Origin of the sequence: Amycolatopsis sp. NPDC102389 (genome assembly GCF_044765885.1) — a bacterium.
Lineage (GTDB): Bacteria > Actinomycetota > Actinomycetes > Mycobacteriales > Pseudonocardiaceae > Amycolatopsis.
Map to the genome: position 1 here is coordinate 41,358 of NZ_JBIWKX010000021.1, position 24,948 is coordinate 66,305.

Annotated in this window: 21 protein-coding genes; 16 read left to right on the forward strand and 5 right to left on the reverse strand. The window is 69.2% G+C overall.

Annotated elements, in window-relative coordinates:
* Positions 1–190: 190 nt before the first annotated feature.
* From ACIRGA_RS19600 to ACIRGA_RS19640, 9 genes are all read left to right on the forward strand, one after another.
* Positions 191–1,054 (forward strand): hypothetical protein, encoded by an 864-nt coding sequence (locus ACIRGA_RS19600; RefSeq protein WP_400942852.1) that lies wholly within the window; start codon positions 191–193, stop codon positions 1,052–1,054.
* Positions 1,055–1,497: 443 nt separating this feature from the next.
* Positions 1,498–1,764, forward strand: a complete 267-nt coding sequence (locus tag ACIRGA_RS19605; RefSeq protein ID WP_005166545.1) for a hypothetical protein — start codon at positions 1,498–1,500, stop codon at positions 1,762–1,764.
* Positions 1,765–1,773: 9 nt separating this feature from the next.
* A complete protein-coding gene (locus ACIRGA_RS19610) occupies positions 1,774–2,250 on the forward strand; it encodes a hypothetical protein (RefSeq protein ID WP_125680352.1) in 477 nt (158 codons plus the stop codon).
* Between the two features lie 3 nt (positions 2,251–2,253).
* Positions 2,254–5,220, forward strand: a complete 2,967-nt coding sequence (locus ACIRGA_RS19615; protein ID WP_400942855.1) for an ATP-binding protein — start codon at positions 2,254–2,256, stop codon at positions 5,218–5,220.
* On the forward strand, positions 5,217–7,382 hold the full coding sequence (locus ACIRGA_RS19620; protein ID WP_400942857.1) for a magnesium transporter: 2,166 nt from the start codon (positions 5,217–5,219) through the stop codon (positions 7,380–7,382). The genes ACIRGA_RS19615 and ACIRGA_RS19620 overlap by 4 nt, the downstream gene beginning before the upstream one ends.
* Before the next feature lie 3 nt (positions 7,383–7,385).
* Positions 7,386–7,982 carry a hypothetical protein gene (locus ACIRGA_RS19625; RefSeq protein ID WP_400942859.1) on the forward strand — a complete coding sequence of 199 codons (597 nt, stop codon included), beginning with the start codon at positions 7,386–7,388 and terminating at the stop codon, positions 7,980–7,982.
* A 4-nt stretch (positions 7,983–7,986) separates the two neighbouring features.
* Positions 7,987–8,985: a C40 family peptidase gene (locus ACIRGA_RS19630; protein WP_400942860.1), complete on the forward strand. Its 999-nt coding sequence runs from the start codon at positions 7,987–7,989 to the stop codon at positions 8,983–8,985.
* Between the two features lie 102 nt (positions 8,986–9,087).
* Positions 9,088–10,170, forward strand: coding sequence for a hypothetical protein (locus ACIRGA_RS19635; RefSeq protein ID WP_400942862.1), 1,083 nt, complete (start codon positions 9,088–9,090; stop codon positions 10,168–10,170).
* A 34-nt stretch (positions 10,171–10,204) separates the two neighbouring features.
* Entirely contained in the window at positions 10,205–10,402 is a 198-nt protein-coding gene (locus tag ACIRGA_RS19640) for a hypothetical protein (RefSeq protein ID WP_007035345.1), read from the forward strand.
* 428 nt (positions 10,403–10,830) lie between these two features.
* Here ACIRGA_RS19640 and ACIRGA_RS19645 read toward each other — a convergent pair whose 3' ends face one another.
* Positions 10,831–11,796 (reverse strand): AAA family ATPase, encoded by a 966-nt coding sequence (locus ACIRGA_RS19645; RefSeq protein ID WP_400942864.1) that lies wholly within the window; start codon positions 11,794–11,796, stop codon positions 10,831–10,833.
* Between the two features lie 134 nt (positions 11,797–11,930).
* Between ACIRGA_RS19645 and ACIRGA_RS19650 the strand changes: the two genes are divergently transcribed.
* Together ACIRGA_RS19650 and ACIRGA_RS19655 are read left to right on the forward strand one after the other, a co-directional pair.
* Positions 11,931–13,337 carry an RNB domain-containing ribonuclease gene (locus ACIRGA_RS19650; RefSeq protein WP_400942921.1) on the forward strand — a complete coding sequence of 469 codons (1,407 nt, stop codon included), beginning with the start codon at positions 11,931–11,933 and terminating at the stop codon, positions 13,335–13,337.
* A complete protein-coding gene (locus ACIRGA_RS19655) occupies positions 13,334–14,095 on the forward strand; it encodes a helical backbone metal receptor (RefSeq protein ID WP_400942865.1) in 762 nt (253 codons plus the stop codon). Before ACIRGA_RS19650 ends, ACIRGA_RS19655 begins: the two co-directional genes overlap by 4 nt.
* Before the next feature lie 39 nt (positions 14,096–14,134).
* Here the strand turns inward: ACIRGA_RS19655 and ACIRGA_RS19660 are convergent, their stop codons facing one another.
* Complete coding sequence (locus ACIRGA_RS19660; RefSeq protein WP_400942866.1) at positions 14,135–15,565, reverse strand: aldehyde dehydrogenase family protein; 1,431 nt, start codon at positions 15,563–15,565, stop codon at positions 14,135–14,137.
* On the reverse strand, positions 15,562–16,893 hold the full coding sequence (gene gabT / locus ACIRGA_RS19665; RefSeq protein ID WP_400942868.1) for a 4-aminobutyrate--2-oxoglutarate transaminase: 1,332 nt from the start codon (positions 16,891–16,893) through the stop codon (positions 15,562–15,564). Before gabT ends, ACIRGA_RS19660 begins: the two co-directional genes overlap by 4 nt.
* A gap of 110 nt (positions 16,894–17,003) precedes the next feature.
* Between gabT and ACIRGA_RS19670 the strand changes: the two genes are divergently transcribed.
* Entirely contained in the window at positions 17,004–18,470 is a 1,467-nt protein-coding gene (locus ACIRGA_RS19670) for a PucR family transcriptional regulator (RefSeq protein WP_400942870.1), read from the forward strand.
* A 69-nt stretch (positions 18,471–18,539) separates the two neighbouring features.
* Here ACIRGA_RS19670 and ACIRGA_RS19675 read toward each other — a convergent pair whose 3' ends face one another.
* Both ACIRGA_RS19675 and ACIRGA_RS19680 read right to left on the reverse strand, forming a co-directional pair.
* Entirely contained in the window at positions 18,540–19,274 is a 735-nt protein-coding gene (locus tag ACIRGA_RS19675; RefSeq protein ID WP_400942871.1) for a hypothetical protein, read from the reverse strand.
* A 32-nt stretch (positions 19,275–19,306) separates the two neighbouring features.
* Positions 19,307–20,050 (reverse strand): FadR/GntR family transcriptional regulator, encoded by a 744-nt coding sequence (locus tag ACIRGA_RS19680; protein WP_400942873.1) that lies wholly within the window; start codon positions 20,048–20,050, stop codon positions 19,307–19,309.
* Between the two features lie 158 nt (positions 20,051–20,208).
* On the opposite strand from ACIRGA_RS19680, the gene ACIRGA_RS19685 reads away from it, so the two are divergent.
* The 4 genes from ACIRGA_RS19685 (at position 20,209) to ACIRGA_RS19700 (ending at position 24,939) form a co-directional block, all read left to right on the forward strand.
* On the forward strand, positions 20,209–21,630 hold the full coding sequence (locus tag ACIRGA_RS19685) for a gamma-aminobutyraldehyde dehydrogenase (RefSeq protein ID WP_400942875.1): 1,422 nt from the start codon (positions 20,209–20,211) through the stop codon (positions 21,628–21,630).
* A 20-nt stretch (positions 21,631–21,650) separates the two neighbouring features.
* Positions 21,651–22,748, forward strand: coding sequence for an ABC transporter ATP-binding protein (locus tag ACIRGA_RS19690; protein ID WP_400942922.1), 1,098 nt, complete (start codon positions 21,651–21,653; stop codon positions 22,746–22,748).
* 27 nt (positions 22,749–22,775) lie between these two features.
* Complete coding sequence (locus ACIRGA_RS19695; protein WP_400942876.1) at positions 22,776–23,981, forward strand: ABC transporter substrate-binding protein; 1,206 nt, start codon at positions 22,776–22,778, stop codon at positions 23,979–23,981.
* Positions 23,982–24,054: 73 nt separating this feature from the next.
* Complete coding sequence (locus ACIRGA_RS19700; RefSeq protein ID WP_038518829.1) at positions 24,055–24,939, forward strand: ABC transporter permease; 885 nt, start codon at positions 24,055–24,057, stop codon at positions 24,937–24,939.
* Positions 24,940–24,948: the final 9 nt, after the last annotated feature.

Sequence of the window (24,948 nt, forward strand, 5' to 3'; positions counted from 1 at the left end):
GGGGGGTGGGGGGTGGTGCGGCGTTGGTGGTCTACTACCCCGACACCCCCCCCCCCCACCACCGGGACCCCCTCCCGACCTGCGGAAGTGATAGCAAAGGTCCCTTGCTCCCAGCGCGACCTCACCACGGCTCCGCCCGCCGCCCCTTCGGACGCTGCGCCTCCTCGCTACTTGCCGGTAGGGTGCTCCCATGGGCGAAGCGAGTCGGGTCACGGGACGGTTCCGCGGGACGTTCGATGTACTGCATTCCCTTACCTACTTCGCCCCCGAGACGGAAGCCGCGCTCACCGGCGCGGGTCTCCGCCCGGGGCGCATGACGTACTTCGCGGGCCGCGCGGCGCCGATGGGCGCGGTGGGGCCCGGCGTGGTCGCGGCGACGTTCTACAACTTCAACCCCGAGCTGGTCGCCCGCCACATCCCGCGCGCCTGGACGCTGGCCACGCCCGAAAAGATCATCGACGCCCGGTTCGAAGCCGTCGACGCGGCGCTGACCCGGCTGCTCGGCAAGGAGACCATCGGCTCGGATGAAGTCGCCGAAGCGGCCGAACTCGCCCGCGAGGCGATCGGCGGTTGTCAGGCCGACGGCCGCCCGCTCTACGCCGGACATGCCGGCCTCGACTGGCCGAGCGAGCCGCACCTCGCCCTTTGGCACGCCATCACCCTGCTGCGCGAGCACCGCGGAGACGGCCACATCGCCGCGCTCGTCGCCAACGGTGTCGACGGGCTCGCCGCCCTCGTCTCGCACACCGCCACCGGCAAGGGTTTCCTGCCGGACGCGGCCAAGGCCTCCCGCGGCTGGAGCGACGAGCAGTGGGACGGCGCGGTCGCCAAGCTGCGCGAGCAGGGCATCCTCGATGACCAGGGCGGCCTGACGGAGGCCGGCAACGATCTTCGCGAGCGGCTCGAAGTCGCCACGAACGCGGCGTCGGCGGGGCCTTGGGAGCATCTCGGCGAGGAGAAGACCAAACGGCTTCACGAGCTGTGCGGGCCTTTGAGCCGCAAGGCCGTCGAAGCGGGCGCTTTTCCCGCGAATGTGTTCTCGACGGGCCGATAATCACGCTATGTAGTGAAAATGGTGTCCCCGTTTTCGCTTTGGGTAACGGAAGCGTGACTTTCGCTTGATCGGCACTCATGTCTTTTGTCGAATGCGTGCTCACCCAGCGGACTCGCGAGAAGCCACCGAACGAGTCATGTCACACTGGTCGAGGCCGGATTCTCCTCGGCCGACCCGTACTCACAGTGAGCAAGATGCCTCGCAGGCGAGTGAGGCCGTTCGCACACTGCGAAATACGGGTGGCCGGGGTTAATCCTGACGACCCTTGCAACGATGATGGAGACCGAGGATGGTCGTGGTGCTGTGCCTCGCTCTGTGAACTGTAGACAAAACGACATCTACAGAGCGCGCTTTGACCACTACGCCTCGTGACGCCATGATGTTCGAAGCACCACCGAGCCAGAACCGCGCGAACCCCCTCTCCGCGCACCGGGAGTAATGCGATGATGACCTTGACCACCCTCGACACGCTGGCCGCCGGCGAGCTCGGCACCGGCAACGTCCGCACCTGGCTGATCGACAACATCATTCCCCTGGTGCTGCTGGCCGTCGCGCTCCTCCTGCTGTGGCTGGGCGGTGGCAAAGGGGACAACGCGGGTGTCATGCGCCGACTCGCCGGTGTCGTGATCGCGCTGGCGATCATCGGCCTCGCGGTGAGCGGCGCCGGAGTCAACGTGGGCCAGTGGATCGCCGGCCTCTTCACAGGCTGAGGGCTCGCGTTGCGTATCCGCACCGATGACGAGGTTTACCGGGTCGATGCCGTCTGGCTCGGCCCGCCGAAAGCGACTTTTCCCTGGAGAGCCCGCTACGTCGCGTGGCTCGTCGGTATCCCGGTCTTCCTGCTCGTGCTCACCGTCGAACGGTGGGCGGGCTGGAGCTTCGGGTTCTTCTCGACCGCCTGGGCCTTCGTCGCCACAATTGTGATCACCAGATTGATCACGGCCAAGATCAGCCACGAACGTCCGCTGGGCGCCGTGGCCGCGATGGCGGCGAAAGAGCTCAACACACCAAGAGAACGGACCACGGGCACGGGTGGCGCAGCCAGCGCATCCCGCGTCCGGGTACGGGCGAACCGCCCGCTACCGAAGCACCGCAGGAGACGGCAGTACCAGCACCACGGCTACGGCGGCGGCGCCGGAGCTCAGGGAACACCACGAGCGCGTCGGAGCCGTCCTGCGGCTCAGGCCGGGAGGTAGTCGTTGTTCGGTCGCGGCGGAAGCCGAGGAAAACGTGATCGAGATCTGCACCAAGGGGCCTGGAACCCGCCCCAGCAGGTCCGCTCCGCGCAGCCCAAAAAGGCCGGCAAGGGGAGGCGGCTGCCCGGCGAGGCGGCCATACCTACCTATACCCCGTCGATTGCGGCGCGAAGCATCGACGGGCACCTGTTACGCACCGGTTATGAGGTGTACGCCTGGTACCGGCTCGCGCCGCAGCGCTGGTCGTTCCGGTCGGATTCGCAGCGCCGCGACCTGATCGCGGCCATCGCCGGGCAGTACGCGGAGCTCCAGGGCCGCTGGCTGCACCTGCGCGTGACCAACCGGCCGTACCCGATCCGCATGTGGGCCGAGGCCCACGTGCACAACGCCGTCGGCCGTCCTCAGGACGTCCAGGGCGCGTTGTCCTTCGACGACTACCTCATCGGCGAGCAGCAGCAGCTGATGGGCCGCTCGATGGCCGAAAAAGAGGTCTACCTCGGCGTCCAGGTGCAGACCAGGCGGATGATCGACCGCGCGGTCGAGAGCGCCGCCCCGGTGCTGCGCAAGATCCTGCCGGAGGCCGTCGACGCCGAGCTGGCCGCGCTCGACTCCGAGGTCGAGCACCTCGACCAGGTGATCGGCTCCGCCGGGCTCGAAGGCCGTCCGGTGCACGCCGAGGAGATGTCCTGGCTGATGCACCGCTCGTGCTCGCTGGGCCTGCCCGCGCCGCGGAACATGCCCGCGGTCCCGGGCGCCGCCTGGGAGCCCGAGGATCTCGCCAGCTTCACCGACGCGGCGGATTTCCACGCCGAGCCGTACGCGCCGACGGTCACCGTCCGCGGCCGCACCGGCTCGAACGCCGGGGTCTCGCGGCATCTCGCGGTGCTGACCGTCGGCCAGATGCACGGTCTGCAGATCCCCGAGGTCGACGACCCCTGGATCCAGCACGCGGACCGGCTGCCCGCCGCGGTCGAGGTGTCCGCGCGGATCTACGTCCGGCGGCCGGAAGAGGTCGCCGGCGAGCTGCAGCGCCAGATGAACAAGGTGCGTTCGCAGGTCAAGCACTACACCGACGAGCACGAGCTGGAGCCGCCGCAGTCGCTGGCGCGCCAGGCGGGCCGGGTACTGGAGATCGACGACGAGATGACGTCGGGCTTCACCGCGCTGGCCACCCGTGTGCGGTCGTGGTGGCGGCTGGCGGTGTCCGGGCCGACCGAGCGGGACGCGCTGCGCCTGGCCCAGCAGCTTCTCGACCTCTACAAGCCGAAGATCGCCGTCGAGCATCCCGAAGCCCAGTACGCGCTGGCCAGGGAGTTCATCCCCGGCGAGCCGCTGGCCTCGGCGGCGTACATGCGCCGCGGTTCGGTCGTGTGGGCGTCCTCGGCGGTGCCGACGGCGACGGCCGAGGTGGGCGACCGCCGCGGCATCCTGCTCGGCGAGACCGTGACCGCGACCCGGCGCCCGGTGGCCTGGGACCCGTGGATGGCGCAGGAGATCCGCGACGGTTCCGGCCTGACGGCGATGGTCGCCGGTCTCGGTGGCGGCAAGTCGTTCCTCGGTGGCGGCATCGTCTACAAGACGCTCCGCGCGGGCGCGCACTGGACGATCCTCGACCCGTCGGGCCCGCTGTCGCGGCTGTGCGACCTGCCCGAGCTGCGTCCGTACGCGCGGCCGATCAACCTGCTCAACGCGCAGCCCGGCATCCTCAACCCGTACCGGGTGGTCGCCGAGCCGCAGCTCGAGCACTTCATGGACGAGGACGACCCCGAGCGTTCGTGGCGGCGGGAGAAGGCCCTCGCGGGTGCGACGCGCCGCCGTCTCGTGCTCGACGTCCTCACCGGCGTCCTGCCGTACGAGGTCTCGCGGATGGCGCAGACCCGGATCGTGCTGCTGCGCGCCGTCCGCGCGGTCGGCGGCCGGTTCGACGCCGACCCGGGCCAGGTCATCGACGCGTTGCGCCGGGACTCCAGCGAGCACCACGAGCACGCCGTCGTCGTCGCGGACTTCCTCGACGAGATGCGCGAGCGGATGGCGCTGCTCATCCCGGAGACCGACGCGGACCCGTACGCCGAGACCCGCGACGACCGGATGACCGTGCTGACCATGGCGGGGCTGACCCTGCCCAAGGACGGCGTCCCGCGCGAGTACTGGACGGACGCGGAATCGCTCGGCGTCGAGATGCTGAACCTCGCCGCCTGGCTGACGCAGCGGTCGGTGTACGAGAAGCCGAAGGAACTGCGCAAGGGCGTCTGGATCGACGAGGCGTTCTTCCTCTCCGAGGTCCCGACCGGGCGCGTGCTGATGAACCGCTTCGCGCGTGACTCGCGAAAGTGGAACGTCCGGGTGCTGCTGTCCTCGCAGATCCCCGCGGACTTCCTGAAGATCCAGGGTTTCGTGGCGCTGCTGGACTCGGTGTTCGTCGGCCGTCTCGACGACGACGACGCCCAGGCCGACGCGCTGCGCCTGCTGAAGGTCCCGGTCGGCGTCGGCTACGAACAGGTCGTCGCGGCGCTGGGCCGCCGTCCCGGTTCGCAACGCGATCTCCAGCGCGACGTCGAGCCGCGGCAGTTCATCTTCGGCGACGGAGCCGGCGGCGTGGAGCGGATCCGCGTCGACTTCTCCGGCCCGCACCTGGAACACCTGCGCCGGGTCATGGACACCACGCCCGGTTCGCCCGACGCCAAACCGTCGAGGCCGGGCAACGAGATCGCGGTCCCGCAGGAGAAGCAGTTCGTGGCTTCGCCGCCGGAGGAAGACGATTTCGAGCTCGAAGAGGACCTCGAGCTCGCGGCCGAACTCGAGGTCGGCCTCACCGACGAACAGATGCTCGGCGCCCCGGACCCGTTGGCGGCCGAAACAGGAGAAGTGCAAGGCGCTGTCCAAAACGGACACAGTGGCAACGGGAATGGGAGTCAGGGCGAGCAACACGCGCGCGCCGGCAAGGGTGGCACCGGCAGGGACGCCGCATGAACACGGTGATGACACTGGCGTTCGTGCTCGCGTTCGCCGCCGGCTGGCACGCGCTGCGCCGCCGTCTCAAAGAGGGGCCGCGGCCGGGCAAGACCAGACCCAGCCGCCGCGCGACGATGTTCGTCGTCGTGCTCATCCTGGGGCTGCAGGCCGTGGCGACCGCTCCGGCGGCGTCGGCCGCGGCCTGTGGCGAGGCGCCGAACCCGGAACGGCCGGGCGCGGGCATGGTCGGCGCGCTCGACCCGCCCGCCACCGCCCGAGGTGAAGGCGGCAGCCCGTACAACGTCTATGGGTACGCCGGACACGTCTGGGACACCTTCGAAACCGACTGCGGCCCGCTCGCCGGGATCACCTCGCCCAACTCCACGATCGACACCTGGGCGGGCAACCAGCTGTTCAACATCGGCAAGAACATCGTCGGTGCCACGAACTCGCTGCACTACACCGTGTTGCAGGGCAGCCTGCTCAGCCCGCTGTACAACGCCGTCAAGGCCGGGGCCGAGAAGGTCTACAACAACATCTACGCCCAGCTGTTCGGCCTGGCCGCGCTGATCATGTCGATCATGCTGTTCCGCAACATCTGGCGCGGCGATCTCGCCGCGGTCAGCAAACGGGCGCTGTACGGGCTCGCCGCGGTCTGGCTGGCGGCGTCCTCCTTGGCGCTGTTGCGGTTCCTCGATCCGATCGACAACGCGATCGTGCAGACCACGACCAACATCCAGGCCGGGTTCATCGACGAGGCCAAGACCCCGCCGCCGTCCCAGCCGCAACCGCCCGCGGCGCAACCGTGCCAGGCGACCCCGGAGGCCGTCGCGGCGCGCCAGCCGTGGGACCGGGTCCCGACCGAACTGCATTGCCGGGTCGTCTACGACAACTGGCTCCGCGGGGAGTTCGGCAGCCCGGATTCGCCGCAGGCGATCCAGTACGGCCCGCCGCTTTTGGACGCGCGTGCCTTCACCTGGAGCCAGATCCAGCAGGGCGGAGACGCCGATGCCGCGCTGGTGGACTCCAAGAAGGCGGCGTTCAAGGACATCTCCACGAAACTCGGCCCCGCGACCGGGTACTTCACCGGCGAGGACGGCAGCCGCGTCGGCGCCGGTTTCCTTTCGCTCGGCCAGGGAATCGTCTACTCGCTGTTCCAGTTGCTGGCCAAGGCCACGGTGCTGCTCGCGCAGGTGCTGATCAGGATCTTCGTCCTGACGGCTCCGCTGATCGGGCTGATCGCGTTGCTGCAGCCGCAGATCATGCAGCGCATCCTCAAGGTCGTCGGCGCCGTCGCCTTCAACCTCATGGTGCTTTCGGTGCTGGCGGGCGTGCACACGCTCTTGCTGGAAGCGATCTTCACCGCGGGGAACTCGTTGTCCCTGCTGACGAAGATGGTCCTCGCGGGCATCATCACCGTGCTGTTGTTCATGGTCGGCCGCCCCGTGCGGCGGCTGTGGCAGATGGTCGAGATGTCCGTCGGCATGGTCGGCGGCGCGATGCCCTCGCCACGCGGCGGGCTCTTCTCCCGCTTCCGCAAGAAGAACAACGAACCGACACCGCAGGACGCGTTCTGGCAGAACGTCCGTGACACCGACGACGTCGTCGACGGCGACCTCCGCGGTCCCGTCGGCGCGACCGTCGGCGGCGGGCGGTTCCGGCCCGAGGCGACGATCTTCGCCAGCTCCCAGCGGCTCGACAACGGTTCCGGCGCGATCCGGCCCGCGGCGGCCTGGTCGGGAGCGCCGTGGCCCGGCGCTGTCGGCGGTGGCGGCGGCATGCCCGCGCTTCCCGCCGGTGGCGGCGGAGGCGTTCCGGTGTTCGGCCAGTACAACCCGTCCGCCGGCAATCCGGGCGACTCCATGTTCACCTCGGGCGGGCGGAGCCCGATCCAGGTACCGAGCCGCCGGGTCGACACGTCGCCGGTCGCCGACCGGCGCTGGAGCGACGAACCGGAGCCGGTCGTGGTGCCGTCGCGGATGAACTCCGCGGGTGGCGGCTACACCACTCCGGACTACTCGGGCGCGGTACCGGCGCAGGCCGGGCCGTCCACCCCGCGTCCGCGTCGCGTCGACCCCGAAGTCGTCGCGGGCAAGCCGGTCTTCGTGCTGTACCGGCCGTCGCGCGGGCTGGAAGTCCGCGAGGAAGTCCGGGACACAGACCACGCAGTGGGTCGGTGACCCATGCCGATCCGGACCAACCGCGGGCGTACCGCGGTCTACCGCAGACTGTGGGGCTGGCCGCTGCGCTCGCCCCGTCACCTCGTCGGCACGCTGGTGATCCTCGCGGTGGTGCTCACCGCGGTGGGCATCCTGCTGCCCAAGGCCATCGGAAAACCGGGACAGACGGCCGGCGGGCCGGGTTCTTCGGCGACAGCCACCTCACGCCCCGGCGTCGCGGCGCCGGTGACCGTGACGTCGACGTTGCCGCCGAGGCTGACCTCCCAGCCGCCGCCGTCTTCCGCGCCACCAGACCAGGACGGTGTCCGGGTCGCCAAGGAGTGGGTGACGGCATGGGCGAACCATCCCGACGGCACGACGACCGAGCAGTGGCTGAACGGCTTGAAGCCGTACACCACCGAGGAGTACTGGTCCACGGATCTGAAGACGGTGGACCCCGCGAACATCACCGCGACCAGGGTTTCCGGGGAGCCGCAGGTCGCGTCCTCGTTCGCCGGATCGATGGATGTCGACGTCCCCACGGACGGGCCCAAGGTCCGGGTGACCGTCATCAAGACGAACCCGGGATGGCGGGTCACCAAGTTCACCCAAGCGGGCTGACCCGATGAAGATCGGGATCATCGTCGGCGTGCTGATCGCCGCGGTCTTCGCCGCGGTGGTCACCACGGGCACGGTCACCAAGGTGGTGACCGACCACATGGAGGCCCAGTCGGGCAGCGTCGTCAAGACCTCCTGCGACGCGTCGATCGGGCCGACCTTGCCCGGGCAGACCGATCGCGGTTCTTCGGACATCAACAAACTGGACGAAGAACAAAAGGGGATCGTCGCGCTGATCATCTCGATCGGCAAGCAGCGCACGCTGTCCCCGCGCGCGTGGCAGGTGGCGATCCAGGCCGGGATGACCGAGTCCAAGCTGCGGAACCTGACTTACGGCGACCGCGACTCGCTCGGCATCTTCCAGATGCGGCCGTCGATGGGCTGGGGCACCGTCGCGCAGGTCACCGACCCGCCGTACCAGGTCAACAAGTTCTTCGACGTGCTGCTCGCGGTGCCGGACTGGGAGAACATGCGTCCCGGTGACGCCGCCCAGCGGGTCGAGCGGTCCGGGTTCCCCGACCGGTACCACAGCTGGGAGCCGATGGCGGCTCTCCTCGTGCAGAACGAGGGCCAGATCGTCGACGTCGTCGGCTGTGGTTCGAGCGTCGGCAGCGTGGTGCCGCCGAGCCAGGCGGCCGCGCAGGCCATCAAGTTCGCGCTCGCCGAGCAGGGCAAGCCGTACATCTGGGGCGCCACCGGACCGAACAGCTACGACTGTTCCGGGCTGATGCTGCGGGCCTACGAGTCGGCCGGGATCGTCCTGCCGCGTGTTTCCCGGGACCAGTACAAGGCGGGCGCGATGCTGCCGGTGCGTCAGGCGCAACCGGGTGACCTGCTGTTCCTCGCCACCGTGCCGTCGAACCCGGCGACCATCCACCACGTGATGATGTACCTGGGCGACGGCAAGATCGTCGAGGCGCAGCAGACCGGGGTGCCGGTGCACATCCGCGACTTCTCCTTCGACGAGGCCGAAGTGGTCGCGCAGGCGGTCCGTCCTGGCGTTTAGCATGGTGAGAGCGTGGTATCGCGATCGCGGGACCATCGGATTCACCCGAAGTGGCGGCCTGTCCACCGGCGAGCGGCCGCACACTGGCAGAGGATGAAGAACGTGGCACGGAAATTCGGAAGGCGAGGCAAGCCCCCGGCGGCGAGCGGCCCGGAGGTCGATCCGCGCGATCTCTTCGGCACCGCCCAGCCCGCGCGGCAGGCGGCCCGGCCGGCGTCGAGCACGCCGCTGGCCGACCAGCTGAACCAGGGCTGGCCGGGTGTCGATCCCGGTTACGTCGTGCTGCCGCGTTCGCTGGCCGAAGGGATGTCGCTGCCCTGGCAGCAGCAGATGGCCGCGTTGCTGGCGCAGTTCCACCAGGAGAACGGCAGGCTCGCCTGGCCGATCTACCGGGTCGTTCCGTCGCGCTACGAAAAGCTGGTCGATCTCGACGAGGAACAGCTGGCGGAGGCCGGCTACCTGGTCGAGATGGACACCGAAGGCGAGATGATCTACCGCGAGCGCAGCGGCCGGAAGGTCGAGGATCCGGCGAACACCACGGTGCTCGTGTCGTGCCTTGACCCGATCCCGAAGCCTTCGCCGCCCCAGGCGCCTCCGCCGCCTTCGCAGGCCGCGCCGCCCGCGACCGGGCAGCCGCCGCGCGCTCCGGCGCCGATGAACATCGGGCCCGCGCCGGTGTGGCGCACGGTCGCGCCGCCTTCGGGGCCGCCTGCACCGCCGTTGCCGGGGAATCACGGGGCTCCTGCTGGGCCTTCGCCTGCCGCTCCGCAGCCTCCGCTGCCCCAGCCCACTCGGACGCAGCCGCCGCCGGTGAGCGCCCCTCCGGCCACTTCGGAGGTGCAGTCCGCGGCGCCGAGCCAGGCCGAGCCCGAACCGCCGGTGAGGCAGCCGGGCCCGCCACCTGCCACGACTCCGCCGCCCGCCATGTCTCCGCCGCCGTCAGCGATGCCTCCGCCCGCGCCTCCGGTGACCGGGCCGCCTTCGGGGTCACCCGCTTCGCCTCCTCAGGGCGTTCCCGCGGCGCCGGAACCGGCGACCCCGCCGCGCGGTGTTCCGATGAACCGGGGCTGGTTCGACGAACTCGCCGAGAACGCGCCGGAGAGTTCGAAGGTCGACCAGCCCGAGGGCGGCGAGTTCGGCCCGACCGGCGATCCCACGGAGATCCCGTACCGCTATCGCAAGTGATGACAGGACGTCCGGGTGATGTCAGGCTTGACGTATGTCGAGCGACCCGAACCCGGATCAGGGCTGGTACTTCAACACCAAGACGAACCAGGTCGAGCACCTGGAACGAGGCCGGAGCATCGACCTCCTCGGCCCGTACCCGGATGAGGCGACGGCCAGGCGCGCCCTGGAAATCGCCAAGGAACGCACGAAGCAGGCCGACGCCGAAGACGCCAAGTGGAACGGTGACTGACGCGCCCTAGGTCACCCGCGTGAGTGGTTATCGGGCGGGCCCGTCGGTGCCCCCAATGTGACATTGGGGGCGTTGAACGTCTCCAAGGGCACCTTCGGGACATCACGGCGTGAGCGGAAGGGAGCAAGGGACCTTTGCTACCGCTCGGGGCGCTGACCTGCGGAAAGGGAGCGGGGGACCTTTGCTGCCACCGGGGGTGTGTGGAAATAGGGGCGTTGAGTGTGCCTATTTCCACACACCCTGTACTCCGCGTAGTGGTGCGTAGTGACTGTGTGGATTTTGGTGCGTTAGATGACCCGTAATCCACACGGTCGCCGCGCTGACCTGTGGAAAGAGAGCAAGGGACCTTTGCTATCACTTGATTGTTAAGCGTAAGCAATCAAGTGATAGTAAAGGTCCCTTGCTCTCCCCGCGCGTAAAATAGCAGGTCAGGCGTCTTGTCCGGCGAGCGCCGGCCCCAGCACGAACTCCGGGTCCACCTGCGCCGTGAGATCCTCCCCGGCCCGTCCGCTGCCCCAAGCCCGCGCGTTGCGGAGGTGGAACTCGACGCCCTGCCGCTGGTAGCGAGCCCAGTCGCGCCGCTCGCCGTCGACGGTCGCGAGCATCGCGCCCAGCGTCGCGAGGTTGTGCGCCTCGAGTTCGCCGATCGGGCGCGCGCGGCCGCGTTCGGCGGCGCGGACGTGCCGCGAGTTCTCCATCCAGCCCAGCAGGGCGTCGCCGACCTCTTCGCGCAGGAACTCGATGTCCTCGTCCTCGGTCACCTTGTTGCCCACGACGACCAGCCGCACCCCGAAGTCCCGCGCGTAGTCGGCGTACTGCCGGTACACGCCGACGCTGCGCACGGTCGGCTCGCACACCAGGAACGTCACGTCGAACCGCGTGAACAGGCCGGACGCGAACGCGTCGGCACCGGCGGTCATGTCCATGACCACGTATTCACCCGCGTCGTCGATCATGTGGTTCAGCAGCAACTCCGCCGCGCCGACCTTCGAGTGGTAGCACGCGACGCCGAGGTCGTCCTCGTCGAACTGCCCGGTGACGCCGAGCCGCACGCCACCGAACTCGCGGAAGCACGCCTGGAAGATCGGGTTGTCCTCGAACGGCCGGACCAGCCGCGACCCGCGCCCCGGCGGGGTCGTCTTGATCATCGAGGCCGCGTCGGCGATCCGCGGGTTGTCGCCGCGCAGGTACTCCTTGATCAGGCCCATGTTGTCGCCCAGCGTCGGCCACGCGATGGCCTCCTCCTCGCTCGCGCCGAGCGCGACGGCGAGGTGCTGGTTGATGTCCGCGTCGATCGCCAGTACCGGCTTCCCGTCGCCTGCCAGGTACGCGGTGAACAGCGACGCCAGCGTGGTCTTGCCGCTGCCGCCCTTCCCGACGAACGCGATCTTCACGCCACGGCCCTTCCTGTCGTTTTGAAAAGGGTATCGGTTTTCATTTCGGTTCGTAACGTACACCCGACCGGCCCGCGCCCGAACGGGCGATCCACGGCACCGGATCGGGATAGGGTTGGGTGGTGCCTCCACTCGTGATCAGGACACACGCGGCCGGAGGGGACTTCGGTCACCTGCGGGCCGAGTTCGCGCTGCCGGAGTCGTTCGGGCCCGACGTGCTCGCCGAGGCGGAGGCGGCGGTCGTCGACCCGCTCGAGTCGGCGGGCGACCGTGAAGACGCCACCGGTCTGCCCTTCGTCACCATCGACCCGCCCGGCGCCAAGGATCTCGATCAGGCGGTGCTGATCGAACGCGTCGACGGCGGCTTCCGGGTCCACTACGCGATCGCCGACCTGGCCGCGTTCATCCCGCCGGGTGGCGCGCTCGACAAGGAGGCACGCCGCCGCGGGCAAACGCTCTACCTGCCCGACGGGAACGTCCCGCTGCATCCGCCGGTGCTGTCCGAGGGCGCGGCGAGCCTGCTGCCGGGGGAGACCCGGCCCGCCGTGCTGTGGACCATCGACGTCGACGCGAGCGGCGAGCCGACGGCGACCAACGTCCGCCGGGCACTGGTCCGGTCCACCGAACAGTTCGACTACGAGACCGTCCAAGCCTCGATCGACGCGGGCGACCCGCATCCCTCGGTCGCCGCGCTGCCGGAACTGGGCAGGCTGCGGCGCGAACTCGCGATCCGGCGCGGCGCGGTCGAGCTGCAGCTGCCGGAGCAGGAGATCAGCGGCGACCCCGACGGCGGCTGGGCGCTGATCCAGCGGCCGCGCAACGACGTCGACGCGTGGAACGCCGAGATCTCGCTGCTCACCGGAATGGCCGCGGCCAAGATCATGATCGACGCGAAGATCGGGGTCCTGCGCACCCTGCCGCAGCCGGACGCCGAGGCGGTCGAATGGCTGGGCCGGTCCGCGCAGGCACTGAACATCGACTGGCCGGAAGGCAAGAGCGTGTCGGAGTTCCTGGCCGCGCTCGACCCCGGCCAGCCCGCTTCGATGGCGCTTTTCGCCGACACCACCAGGCTTTTGCGCGGTGCCGGGTACACCGCGTTCGACGGCGAACTGCCGGAGCTGACGACCCACGCCGGGATCGGCGGCGCGTACGCCCATGTCACCGCGCCGATCCGGCGGCTGGTCGACCGGTTCGCCACCGAGATCTGTCTCGCCGTGAGCGCCGGCCGCGAAGTCCCCGAGTGGGTGCGCGCGGCGCTTTCGGAGGTGCCGGAACAGATGTCCGCGTCCGACGCGCTGGCGGCCAAGGTCGAACGCGCCTCCATCGACCAGGTCGAGGCCTGGGTGATGGCTGAGCACATCGGCGGCGAGTTCGGCGCGATCGTGCTGCGCGCGGAGGAGACCAAGGCCGAGATCCTGGTCGAGGATCCGCCGGTGATGTCCAAGTGCACGGGCGAAAAGCTGCCCGAAGGCGAGCGGATCCGCGTCCGGCTCACCGCGGTGGACGTCGACAAGCGGAAACTGTCGTTCGAGCGGGCATGATCGACGACCTCGGCGAAGTGGTCCCGCTGCGCGAACCGGCGTCGCGGGTGGTCTCGCTCGTGCCGTCGCTGACCGAGGCCGTCGAGGTGAGCGCGCCGGGACGGCTCGCGGGCGCCACCGACTACTGCACCCATCCGGTGGAGCTGGACGTCCCGCGCGTGGGCGGCTCGAAGTACCCGAACGTGGACAAGGTGCTCGAACTCGAGCCGGATCTGGTGCTGGCCAACTCCGAGGAGAACCGGCCGGAGGACGTGGAACGGTTACGCGCCAACGGGATCCCGGTCTGGGTGATGGAGGCGTCGGCGACCGTGCCCGGCGCGCTCGCCTCGATCCGGCGGATCCTGACGCAGGCCTACGACCTCGCCGAACCGGAGTGGCTGGTCGAGGCGGAAGAGATCTGGCGGGAGACGCTGCCGGAGCGATTCCGCGCGGTCGTGCCGGTCTGGCGGAAGCCGTGGATAGTGCTCGGCAGGGACACCTTCGGCGGCGACGTCCTGCATCGCGTCGGAATCGGCAACGTCTACGCGGACGACGAAGAGCGCTACCCGCGGCCGAAGCTCGACGAGCTCCAAGCGCGCTTCGCGACCGGAGACGCGAACCTGCTCGTGTTGCCCGACGAGCCGTACGAGTTCACTGCCGACGACGGCCCCGAAGCGTTTCCCGGCGCGAAGCACGTCCTGGTCTCCGGGCGCTATCTGACCTGGTACGGCCCTTCGCTCGTCGAAGCCCACTCCCACCTCACGCGTTTAGTCCTCTGAATGCGGTAGTAGCGCATCCAGAGGACTAAACGCGGGTGGTCAGAGGGTCAGGCCGGTGAGGACGGTGACGCGCTCCTCGGTGAAGTCCGCCATCGCCGACGCGGGGCCCTCGCGGCCGACGCCGGAGTCCTTCACCCCGCCGTAGGGCATCTGGTCGGCCCGGAAGCTCGGCACGTCGCCGACGAGCACGCCGCCGACACGCAGCTTCGCGGACACGTCGAACGCCGTCGGCAGGTCACGCGTGAACACGCCCGCCTGCAGCCCGAAGCGCGAGTCGTTGATCCGGCGCACGCCGTCTTCCACCGACTCGACCCGCGTGATCGACACGACCGGCCCGAAGACCTCGTCGGCCATCACCGACGCGTCCTCCGGCACGTTCGCGAGCACCGTCGGCTCGACGGTGGCGCCGTCACGCTTTCCGCCGGTCAGCAGTTCGCCACCCGCCTCGACCGCCGCCGTGATCCACGATTCCACCCGGGAAGCGGCGGCGGTGTTGATCAGCGGCCCGACGTCCACGCCGTCCGCCCGCGGGTCGCCGGTCCCGAGCGCGCGTACCTGCTCGAGCACCTTCGCCTGAAGCTCCTCGTAGACGTCGGCGTGCGCGTAGACCCGCTGCACCGAGATGCACGACTGGCCGGCCTGGTACATCGCGAACGTCGCGATCCGCTGCGCGGCGAAGTCCAGGTCCGTCCAATCCGGACAGACGAGCACGGCCGCGTTGCCGCCGAGTTCGAGCGCGACGTGCTTGCGCGGCACGCTGTCCCGGATGCCCCAGCCCACCGGCACGGAACCGGTGAACGACACGACCGGCAGGCGCGGATCCGCGACCAGCTTGGCCGATTCCTCGTTGCTCACCGGGAGAATCGACCAGCTTCCGGCGGGCAGGTCGGTCTCGGCGAGGATCTCGCCGAGCAGCAGCGCGGTCAGCGGCGTCGCGGGGGCGGGCTTGAGCACGATCGGCGCGCCGACCGCGATCGCCGGCGCCACCTTGTGCGCCACCAGGTTGAGCGGGAAGTTGAACGGCGTGATGCCCAGCACCGGGCCCTTCGGCACGCGACGTACCAGCGCGAGCCGTCCGGTGCCGCCCGGGTCGGTGTCGAGCCGCTGCAGGTCACCGGAGAACCGGCGGGCCTCCTCGGCGGCCCAGCGGAACGTCGACGCCGCGCGCCCGATCTCGCCACGTGCCCACTTCAGCGGCTTGCCCGACTCTGCGGTGATCAGCTGCGCCAGCTCTTCGGACCGCTCACCCAAAACTCGGGACACGTGGTCCAACGCGCCCGCCCGGACGTGCGCGGGCAGTGTCGCGAACTCGCCGGAGACGTCGTGCGCGGCCTGGATCGCGGCTTCGATGTCCGAAGTGGACGGAACGTGGTGCGAGCCCGCCTCGCTTCCGTCGAAGGAGTGACGGACGACGACGGTCTCGTCGCTGGTGACCGGCTTTCCGGCTACCCAGAAGGGAAAGATGCTCACTTGGAAGCCTCCGTACGGACAGCGTGCTCCAGGACCGACAGGCCCTCTTCGAGCAGTTCGGTGGACAGGGACAGCGGCGGCAGCAGCCGGACGACGTTGCCGTAGGTGCCGCAGGTGAGGACGACGACCCCGGCCTGGTGGCAGGCCTGCGCGACGCGTTTGGTCAGGTCGGCGTCGGGTTCGGTGGTGCCCGGCTTGACGAACTCGGCGGCCAGCATCGCGCCGCGGCCGCGGACGTCGCCGATCACGCCGGTCTCCCCGGCCAGCGCACGCAGGCGCGGAAGAACCGCGTTCTCGATGCGTTTCGCCGACGCCGCGAGGTTCTCCTGGCGCATGATCTCGATCGAGCCGAGCGCCGCGGCGCACGCGATCGGGTTACCGCCGTAGGTGCCGCCGAGGCCGCCCGGCGGGACGGCGTCGAGCAGTTCCGCACGGCCGGTGACGGCGGCGAGCGGCAGCCCGCCCGCGATGCCCTTCGCGGTGGCGATCAGGTCGGGAACGACTTCTTCGTGCGTGGACGCGAACCACTCGCCGGTGCGGCAGAAACCGGTCTGCACCTCGTCGGCGACGAAGACGACGCCGTTTTCGGTGCACCAACGGGAAAGCGCGGGCAGGAAACCGGGGGCGGGCTCGATGAAACCACCCTCACCCTGCACCGGCTCCAGCACGACGGCCGCGACCTGGTCGCCGCCGATCTGCTTCTCGATGCGGTCGATGGCGATGCGGGCGGCTTCGGGGCCGGACAGGCCGTCGCGGTACGGGTACGACCCCGGCACCCGGTATACCTCGGGCGCGAACGGGCCGAAACCGTGCTTGTAGGGGATGGATTTCGCGGTCAGCGCCATCGTCAGGTTGGTGCGGCCGTGGTAGGCGTGGTCGAACACGACGACGGCCTGACGCCCGGTCGCGGCGCGCGCGATCTTCACCGCGTTCTCGACGGCCTCGGCGCCGGAGTTGAACAGCACCGAACGCTTCTCGTGCGTCCCCGGCGTCAGCTTGTCGAGTGCTTCGCACACCTCGACGTACCCCTCGTACGGCGTGACCATGAAACACGTGTGCGTGAACCGGCCCACCTGCTCGCGGACCCGGTCCACGACCGCGGGGGCGGCGTGGCCGACGTTGGTCACCGCGATGCCGGAGCCGAAGTCGATCAGGACGTTGCCGTCGGCGTCGGTGAGCAGGCCACCTTCGGCCGAGGTGACGTAGACGGGCAGCACCGAGCTCACGCCCGCGGCGACGACGGCCGCGCGCCGTTCCTGCAGGGCGCGAGAGGCGGGGCCGGGGATCTCGGTGCGCAGCCTGCGCTGCGTTTCGGTGGTGACGGTCACGGCCAGACTCCTGCGGACGCGAGGGACGGTGGTCGCCCTCCAGGATGAGAGCCGCGCCGGGCGGCGTCAGCTCGACATCTTGTCGATATCGGGGCGTAGAGTTGGACAACATGGCACTGACCCTCGCCGCCCTCGTGGCCGAACGCCCGCTCGGCCTGCGGGTGCGCGCGGCCGAGACGGCGCTCGACCGGGCGATCGGCTGGGTCCATCCCACCGAACTGACCGATCCGCAGGCCTTCCTCGAAGGCGGCGAACTGCTGCTGACCACCGGTCTCGCCCTCGATGAGACCACATCGCCGGGGTACATCCGGCGCCTCGTGGACGCGGGCGTGGCGGGGCTCGGATTCGGTGTCGGGCTCAGCCACGCGAGCATTCCTCAGTCCCTTGTGGACACCGCGGAAGAGATCGGCCTCCCGGTACTGGAAGTCCCGAAGAAGACGCCGTTCATCGCGATCACTCGCGCGGTTTCCCGTGCGGTCGCCGCCGACGAGTACGCCTCGCTCGTGCGCACCGGCAGGGGGCAGCAGGAGCTGACCAGGACCGCCGTCGGCAAAGGCGGTCCCGGCGGAGTGGTGCGCAAACTGGCGAAACTGGTCGACGGCTGGGTGCTCCTGCTCGACTCATCAGGCGCCATCACCGAGGCTTCGCCCTCCGCGCGGCCCTTCGCCGACGAACTCCAGGACGACTTCGCGCGGCTGCGCGCGGGCACGCTCGTGACGGCGGTGGGGGAGTACGAGGTCGTCCTCCAGACGCTCGACACACGCGCGCGGGGCGTACTCGCCGTGGGCACCCGAGAGCCGCTCGACGCCGCGGGGCAACACATCGTCAATACGGCCGTGTCCTTGCTTTCCCTTGCGCTGGAACAGAATCGTGAACACAGCGGCGCTTTTCGGCGGCTGAGGTCGGGGTTGTGCGACCTGCTCGCCGCCGGGCACGGCGAACTCGCCACGCGGACGATGAAGTCGATCTGGGGCGGTGTTCCGGAGGCGCCGTGGTCCGTGCTGGCCGTCGTCGGTCCCGCTGGTGCGCGCCGGTCGCTCGCCGACGCGCTCGACGCCGAAACGGCCGGGGAGACGGTGTTCTTCGGCGAGTCAGGAGCGTTCGTGGTCGCGTTCGGTGACGTGGAGGCCGTCGCCCGGCAGGCGTCTCGGATCGGCGGATTGCACGCCGGGCTGTCCGAACCGGTATCCACAGTGGACTTCCCGGCCGGGCTCCGGCAAGCGAAGCAGGCGGCGGAAGCGGCGAAGGCCGAGCGGTCCCCGCTGGTCCGGTTCGCGGAGCACGCCGGGCGCGGTTTCCTGGAGCTGGTCGATTCCCAAGCGGCACAAGCCTTTTCGGACAGCCTGCTGGCGCCGCTGCGGCAGCATGACGAAACCGGCAGGGGCGAACTGGTCGCTTCACTGACCTGCTGGCTCGAACACCACGGTCACTGGGATCTGGCGTCCGCGCGGCTCGGCGTCCACCGGCACACCTTGCGCAATCGCATGCGCAAGGTCGCCGAACTGACCGGCCGCGACCTCGATTCCCCTGGCGTGCGCGCCGAATTCTGGCTGGCGCTGCAGGTCAGCGGGGGCTGAAGGACGCTTTCCCCGCATGCGACGCGGTGAAGGGCGCTTTCCCCACATCTGATGCGGGTATGGCGTCCTTCAGCGCTCGGACCTGACCAAGGCGATCGGCGAGTCACCGCAGCGCCGCAGATGCGTGCCGGTCTCGGTCGTGACCGGCTCCGCACCGGCGGACCACCACGCCGGGACGTCGATCTCGCGGACCAGCGACCCGGTCGCCTGCCGCGCGTTGTTCGACACGATCACCCGGCCCTGGGCGTTGACCAGCGCCGCGCGGCCGCCGAGCGCGCGCAGTTTCGGTTGCAGCAGACGCTCGACCTCGCGCACGTAGATGTCCGCGCCGACGACACCCGCGAAAGTCCCGTCGCGCTGGACCGGAACCGTGAAGGTCAGCGTGTACTCGTCGGTGCAGAGGTAGTCGACGTACGGGCCGTTGATGTGGCGGCGGCCCGTGTCACGGGGGACGGTGAACCACGACTGCCGGGTGTAGTCGAGGAAGTTCTCGCTGTCCGGATCGAGGCTGATGACCAGTTGCACCGGCTCCGCGTCGCCGGTCTCGGTCCACCATTCGAAGCCGAATTCCTGGTCGGCCAGCGCGTTCGGCGCGCTGATGAACCCGGCGCCGACGACGAGGCCGCCGAGGACCTCGAAGACCTGGGGCCGGAGGCGGGTCAGGTCTTCCGCGGTGGCATCGGCGGAAGCGGCCAGGAGCGCCTCGGCGCCGGCCAATACCGGCTTCAACCGGCCGAAGACGTCCTCGACCAGTGCGGATACCTGTTCGACGACCTCGGAACCGGCGGACGGTGTGTCGTTCACGATGCTCACCTCGGATGCGCGGATGTCGCAGCTTAAGGGGCCAGAAGGTCTAAATGCACGTCCGCCAGCCGGTCTATCGCTTCGAGGATGTGCTCCTCGGTGAGCTTCCTGGCCAGCTCGCCGTCGCCCTCGGCGATGGCGGCGGCGATCGCGCGGTGTTCGGCGTAGGCGTTCTCGCGGGTGCCGTGCGGCTCGAGCGGCAGCCACAGCAAGCCCCCTCGTTCGCTCTGCAACTGCACTTCTTCCCTGGTCAGCCGCGGCGATTGAGCGGCCGCGGCGACTTCGAGATGGAACTGACGCTCGGCGCGCGACGCTTCCGCGCCGGTGGCCGTGCGGATGTCCTCTGTCGCCAGCTCGAGCCGCTCGATGTCTTCGGGCGAACTCCGCTCGGCGGCGAGTTTGGCCGCGGCGCCCGCGATGGCGAGGTAGTGATCGCCGACGTCGCGAAGCTCGGACAGCGAAACCGTGCGAAGGCGCTCTCGCCACGAAGCGGCCGAAGGGTTGGCAGGTGTCTTCACGAAGCTTCCGCCGCCTCGGCCGCGTCGCGTCTCGACAAGGCCCTGCTGCCGCAAGGCCACGAGCGCTTCGCGAACGGTCACGGTGGAGACGCCGAACTGAGCGGCCAGCTCGGCTTCGCTCGGGAGCTGCTCCGAATCGGCCAGCAGCCCGAGCGTGATGGCGTCGACCAGCCGCGCGGTGACCGCTTCCGCCCGGCCGATCTGGTCGAGCGGAGCGAACATCGCTGATCGCGCGCTGTGCGACATCCCCTTACGCATGGTGGCCCTTCGCCCGTACCGCTACCCGATGGAACCAATCTTGCACCATCGTCTTGTCATTTAACCTATGGACTTATATGTTTTAGCTCCCGCGCCGCCCCACAAGGGAGCAAGGGACCTTTGCTATCGCCTCGCGCTCCCAGGCCCCTGGAGGTCTCGTGCAGCAGTTGAAGCACTTCATCGGCGGTGAGTACAGCGGATCCGCGTCAGGCGCGGTCGCCGACATCGTCGATCCCGTCACCGGCCGCCCGTATTGCACCGCCGCCGTCGCCGGCCCCGAAGACGTCGACCGCGCGCTCGAGGTCGCGGCCGCCGCCTTCGAAACCTGGCGTGAGACCACGCCCGCGCAACGCCAGCTCGCGCTGCTGAAGATCGCGGACGCCGTCGAAGCGCGCGCGGACCGCCTCGTCCTCGTCGAATCGGCGAACACCGGCAAGCCGGTCGCGCTCACCGCGGCCGAAGAACTGCCGATGATCGTCGACCAGTTGCGGTTCTTCGCGGGGGCCGCGCGTGTCCTCGAAGGACGGTCGGCGGGCGAGTACATGGAAGGACATACCTCTTTCGTCCGCCGAGAACCGATCGGCGTGTGCGCGCAGGTTACGCCGTGGAACTATCCGCTTCTCATGGCGGTCTGGAAGATCGCGCCCGCGCTCGCGGCGGGGAACACCGTGGTGCTCAAACCGGCCGACACGACGCCCGCGTCGACCCTGCTCCTCGCCGAGATCTGCGCCGAATTCCTGCCGCCCGGCGTGTTCAACGTGATCTGCGGCGACCGTGACACCGGGCGGGCACTCGTCGAGCACGAGATCCCCGCGATGGTGTCCATCACCGGTTCCGTGCGGGCCGGGATCGAAGTAGCCGCTTCGGCCGCGAAGGACGTTAAACGCGTACATCTGGAACTCGGTGGTAAAGCGCCCGTAGTGGTCTTCGCCGACGCAGACATCGAAGCGGCCGCCGAAGGCATCGCCGCCGCCGGATACTTCAACGCGGGCCAGGACTGTACGGCGGCGACGCGGGTCCTGGTCGCCGACGAAGTCCACGACACGTTCGTCGCCGCCCTCACCCGGCAGGCGCGGGCGACCACCACCGGCAAACCCGACGACACGTCGGTCAGCTACGGACCGCTCAACAACGCCGCCCAGCTCGACCGCGTCGCCGGGTTCGTCGATCGGCTGCCCGCGCACGCGGTGGTCCACTGTGGAGGTAAGCGGCAGGGGGACGAGGGGTACTTCTACGAACCGACGGTGATCTCCGGCGTCCGGCAAGACGACGAGATCAGCCAGACGGAGATCTTCGGCCCGGTCATCACCGTGCAGCGCTTCGCGACCGAAGCCGAAGCGCTCGCCGCGGCCAACGGCGTCGAGTACGCGCTCGCGTCGTCGGTGTGGACCACCGACCACCAGCGGGCGATGCGGCTTGCCGGAAAGCTCGACTTCGGCTGCGTGTGGATCAACACGCATATCCCGCTGGTCGCCGAAATGCCGCACGGCGGCTTCAAGAAATCCGGCTACGGCAAGGACCTCTCGCTCTACGGCCTCGAGGACTACACCCGCGTCAAGCACGTGATGAGCGCGCTGTGACGACCACCGAAAGGCACGCCATGCCTCATCAAGCGCCTACGACCTCCGCCGCGGGGGAGCAAGGGACCTTTGCTATCACTTCCGCAGGTGGAGGCGGGGTTCCGGCCATCCGGCTGCGCGGATTGCGCAAGGAGTTCGGCCAGGTCCACGCGGTCGACGGCGTCGATCTCGACATCCCGCCCGGCGAGTTCTTCTCGATGCTCGGTCCGTCCGGCTCCGGCAAGACGACCGTGCTCCGCATGATCGCCGGCTTCGAACTCCCGACGTCGGGCACGATCGAACTCCACGGCCGCGATGTCAGCCGCCTGGCGCCCTTCGACCGCGACGTCAACACGGTCTTCCAGGACTACGCGCTCTTCCCGCACATGACCGTGCAGCAGAACGTCGAATACGGCCTCCGGGTGAAACGCGTCCCCCGCGCGGAGCGCCGTCAACGCGCGAAGGAAGCTCTCGACACCGTCCGGCTCGGAGAGTTCGGGGAGCGCAAACCCGACCAGCTCTCCGGCGGCCAGCGTCAACGGGTCGCCCTCGCCAGGGCACTGGTCAACCGGCCGAAGGTGCTCCTGCTCGACGAACCGCTCGGCGCGCTCGACCTGAAACTGCGCCACACCATGCAGACCGAGCTGAAGCAGATCCAGCGCGAGGTCGGCATCACCTTCATCTTCGTCACCCACGACCAGGACGAGGCGTTGACGATGAGCGACCGCATCGCGGTGTTCAACGCCGGCCGCATCGAACAGGTCGGCTCACCGGTCGAGGTCTACGAACGGCCCGCGTCGGCGTTCGTCGCCGGTTTCGTCGGCACCTCGAACCTGCTCAGCGGCGGCGGCGCCGAGAACATCATCGGCAAACCCGGTGTGTTCAGCATCCGCCCCGAGAAGATCCGCATCGACGCCGATCTCTCGAAATCCGCCGAAGTCGGCGAGACCAGCGCCACCGGCACCGTCACCAACACCGTCTACGCGGGCGCGACCGTGCGCTACGAGGTCACGCTCGACGCCGGTGGCCAGCTCTCCGTGGTCCGGCAGAACACCGCCGAACCCGCGGACTTCGAAGGCGGCCGTGTCCGCCTGAGCTGGCGGCACGAACACAGCTTCCGCGTCCCCGAAGCCGGTTAGTTCTCCCCTGTACCGAAAGGTTGTTCAATGAAGAACAGGAAACTCGCGCTCGCCGGCCTGCTCGGCGCCGGCCTGCTCGTGGCCGCCTGCGGAACGTCCGGGTCCAGTTCGACCGCCGCCGCGCCCGGTGGACAGGGCTTCACCCCGCCGAAGCTCGACGCGCTCGCGCAGCTCGGCCAGCCGGAAGGCCAGGTCAACGTGCTCGCCTGGCCCGGCTACGCGGAGAACGGCTCCAACGACCCGGCCGTCGACTGGGTCACCGGGTTCGAGAAGGAGACCGGTTGCAAGGTCAACGTCAAGGCGTTCGGCACCTCCGACGAGGCCGTGAGCCTGATGAAGACCGGACAGTACGACGTCATCTCCGCCTCCGGTGACGCTTCGCTGCGGCTCATCGCGTCCGGCGACGTCGAACCGGTGAACACCGCGCTCGTCCCGAACTACGCCGACGTCTTCGACTTCCTCAAGAACCGCCCGTGGAACAGCGTCAACAACGTCTCCTACGGCGTGCCGCACGGGTGGGGCGCGAACCTGCTCACCTGGCGCACCGACAAGGTGAACCCGGCGCCGACGTCGTGGTCGGTCATGTTCGACGCGAACAGCCCGTACAAGGGCAAGATCTCGGCCTACGACTCGCCGATCTACATCGCCGACGCCGCGCTGTACCTGCAGACGCACAAGCCCGAACTCGGGATCAAGAACCCGTATGCCTTGGACGACAAGCAATTCCAGGCCGCCGTCGACCTGCTCAAGCAGCAGCGCCCGATGGTGGGGGAGTACTGGTCGGACTACCTGAAGGAAAGCCAGGCGCTCAAGAGCGGCGACGCCGTCGTCGGCACCGCGTGGCAGGTGACGGTGAATCTGACCAAGAGCGAAGGCGCCCCCGTCGAGTCCGTGCTGCCGTCCGAAGGCGCGACCGGCTGGTCTGACACCTGGATGGTGTCGGCGAAGTCGCCGCACAAGACGTGCTCCTACAAGTGGCTGAACCACATCGTCAGCCCGAAGGCGAACGCTCAGGTCGCAGAGTACTTCGGTGAATCGCCCTCGAACCCCAAGGCGTGCGCCGAAACCAAGGACAAGAAGCACTGCGAGACCTACCACGCCGGTGACGCCGCGTACGCCTCGAAGATCCAGTACTGGACGACGCCGATCACGCAGTGCCTCGACGGCCGCACCGACGTCAAGTGCAAGGACTACGGCGAGTGGACCCGCGCCTGGACCGAGATCAAGGGCTGACCTCCCGAACTCCGGGAGCGGCCGGTGGACCCCCCACGCCGGCCGCTCCCGGTCCCATCCCTAGGTGGAAAAGATGACGACCACCCTCGATTCACCGAGGCGGAAAGCCTCCGCCTACCTGTACCGCAAACCCAAGCTGCGCCTGGGAATCCTGCTCTCCGCGCCGATGCTGTGGCTCGGCCTCGCCTACCTCGGCGCGCTGGCCGCGTTGTTCGTGACCGCGTTCTGGAGCACCGACGTCTTCACCGGCCAGGTCGTGACCGAGTGGTCGCTGAACAACTTCGTCACCCTGTTCAGTGACGCGGTGTACCGCACGATCACCCTCCGGACGGTCGGGATCGCCGCGCTGGTCACGGTGGTCACCGCGATCATCGCCTTCCCGATGGCGTTCTACATGGCCAAATTCGCCTCGCCGAGGGCACGGCGGCTCCTGGTGATCGCGGTCATGACGCCGCTGTGGGCGAGCTACCTCGTGAAGGCCTACGCGTGGCGGACCATGTTGTCCGGCAACGGGGTCCTGCACTGGCTGCTGAACCCGTTCGGCCTCGACACCCCCGGCTACGGCGTGCTCGCGACCGTGATCACCCTGTCGTATCTGTGGCTGCCGTACATGATCCTGCCGATCTACGCGGGCCTGGAGCGGCTGCCGAACTCGCTGGTGGACGCCTCGGGCGACCTCGGCGCCCGGCCGTTCCGGACCTTCCGCTCGGTGGTGCTGCCGGTGACCTTCCCGGCCGTCGTCGCCGGCTCGATCTTCACGTTCTCGTTGTCGCTGGGCGATTACATCGCGGTGAAGATCGTCGGCGGTACGTCGCAGATGCTCGGCAACGTCGTCTACGACAACATCGGCGCGGCCAACAACCTGCCGTTCGCGGCGACCGTCGCGACCGTACCCGTGGTGATCATGCTCGCCTACCTCGCCGCCGTGCGCCGCACGGGCGCGCTGGACAACCTGTAGGAGCGCGCG